This is a genomic window from uncultured Nostoc sp. (genome assembly GCF_964245445.1).
Classification (GTDB): domain Bacteria; phylum Cyanobacteriota; class Cyanobacteriia; order Cyanobacteriales; family Nostocaceae; genus Nostoc.
Window position 1 is genome coordinate 1 of record NZ_CAXTNE010000291.1, and the last position, 2,390, is coordinate 2,390.

General features: G+C 38.5%; 2 protein-coding genes. One reads left to right on the plus strand and one right to left on the minus strand.

All coding sequences use genetic code 11. The annotated features are described in order from the left end of the window. The first annotated feature begins 556 nt into the window (after nt 1-556). Entirely contained in the window at nt 557-1,516 is a 960-nt protein-coding gene (locus tag ACFE90_RS31925) for an NAD-dependent epimerase/dehydratase family protein (protein WP_375506335.1), read from the plus strand. A 219-nt stretch (nt 1,517-1,735) separates the two neighbouring features. On the opposite strand, the gene ACFE90_RS31930 is transcribed toward ACFE90_RS31925, so the two are convergent. Then, nucleotides 1,736-2,098, minus strand: coding sequence for a hypothetical protein (locus tag ACFE90_RS31930; protein ID WP_375506336.1), 363 nt, complete (start codon nt 2,096-2,098; stop codon nt 1,736-1,738). Nucleotides 2,099-2,390: the final 292 nt, after the last annotated feature.

Consider the following 2,390-nt stretch of genomic DNA (forward strand, 5'->3'; position numbering starts at 1 on the left):
GCGCTGCTTCACCGCAAATCTCTGGTAGATGAAGTTTTTCCGACTTGTGTGTACACCGTAGCCCCTTTCTAAGGGGAGGGTTAGGGTGGGGTAAAACCCTGGTTAATCAGCTATTTCAGACTTGTGTGTACACCGTAGCCTAAAAGGAGAGAGGAATGGAAGTGAGGTCAAAACTGTACTACACCTAAGCGAGAACCGCTATATAGCTTTTCGTAATCAAATGAAGTTCATTAGAGCAAGCTCTTTGTTTGCTCTTAGATTGGTAATGGGGTTCTGTACCTACTCAACTAAGAACCAGTATATTTAATTTTTACTGTATTTATTCTTAAAGTTTAACTTAGTTAATTAGTATAATTATAACTTTTATCAAATTGCAATACTTAAACAAATATATTAAACCTATTCCAATGTAAGTACAATATTTAACTATTTATGATAGTTTTTTAACCATTTAAATAATTGAGAAACAAAATCATCTTCAAGTAATGACGATTATTGATTACAATTATGAATCTGTGAATATAGAAAACAATTAAAATATCAAAAAATAGGCAACATGGCTAAAATTATTGTTACTGGAGCTGCTGGCTTTATTGGCTCTCATTTTACAGAAACATTGCTGCAACAAGGAGAAGAAGTGATCGGGATTGATGAATTCAATGATTACTACGATCCGATGTTAAAGCGTAAGAATATTGCACACTTACATCAGTCACCTGGCTTTACATTAATTGAAGGAGATATTCAGTTTTTAGATTGGCAGAAACTCTTAAAAGATGTTGATATAGTCTACCATCAAGCGGCGCAAGCAGGTGTTAGAGCAAGTTGGGGTAAAGCTTTTCGAGGTTATACAGAACGAAATATTAACGCTACACAAGTTTTGCTAGAAGCAGCTAAGGATGCTAAACACCTGAAAAGGTTAGTGTTTGCCTCTTCATCTAGTATATATGGTGATGCAGAAACGTTACCTACCCACGAGAGAATTTGTCCTAAACCAGTTTCTCCTTACGGCATTACAAAATTAGCTGCCGAGTTTTTATGTGAACTATATCACAAAAACTTTGGCGTCCCCTGTGTGACATTGCGCTATTTTACAGTATATGGCCCCAAACAGCGCCCAGATATGGCATTTCATAAGTTCTTTAAATCGATTTTGCAGGATGAGGCGATTCCTATTTACGGCGATGGACAGCAAACGCGGGAGTTTACGTTTGTTAGTGATGTCATCGCCGCCAATTTAGCCGCCGCCTCCACACCTGAAGCAGTGGGAGAAATCTTTAATATCGGTGGCGGTAGCAGGGTGATTTTAGCAGAAGTCTTGGATACGATGGAAGAAATTGTCGGGAAATCAATTAAAAGAAACCACATAGAAAAAGCGATGGGAGACGCCCGCCACACGGCTGCTGATGTGTCTAAAGCGAAGAAAATTCTTGGATATCAGCCGCAAGTTTCCTTGAGAGAGGGTTTGACACAGGAATGGGAGTGGGTGAAATCTTTGTATTCCCTATCCTTTTAATTTTCCTCATCTCCCTCATCTTTTTAACCTTCACTTTTCAAGAGTCTTACCTTTATACCAATTCACTAAAATTATGAAACAGATGTAAATCCACAAAGGCAAGTATCTCTAATTTTTTTAATTGCTCTCTTCTCTACAAGACGCTGCGCGAACGTAGCGGGGCGTTCGCAATAGCGTCTCCAAGAGTTGCCATTGCGAATTGCGAATTGCGAATTGGTATTAGCTGGTAGTCAAAACAACACCTTGGCGTACACTACGCTTGCGATCGCTTTTACGAGTACCACCAGCCATCTGATACTCATGGCTATTTTTACCAAACTTATGAGCAACACCAAGCAAAATTTTTTCAGAATAGTCTGCCAAATCTCTTTCATTTTCGGTAATTTGAGTTAATAAAACATCAATAGTAGAGAGAGTGGTGTTGTAGGCTTCCAAAGATTGACGGAGACTAGCGATTTTATCTGTATAATATTTAACCGTTAAATCGTCTCCTACATCTAGAGTAGGGCTGATAGATTTAATACTTGCCAAGCGCATCTCAGCTTTGCTAAGAATACGTGAATCGCGTTTATGTCTTGCCATAATTAATACTCTTTTGCCTGAAAAATAACTTATTCTATAGTGGACAATTTTTCAAAAGATTGTCCTGCGTAAAATTGTTGATTGTTGTTAAAAAGACTAAAGTTTGAGTAATTTAACCAATTTACCTCCCCTTCTTTTAATACTGCGTAGGTTTTGAAGATTCATAGGTTGGGTTGTAGCTTGCTTGCCCGTAGGGGTATGCAGTGAAACCAAACTTTTTTCTCACTCACGACTTAGCACTGAGTAAGGTTAAGGCAGAAGTTGTTACAGACTGCGCGAAACACCGAAACGT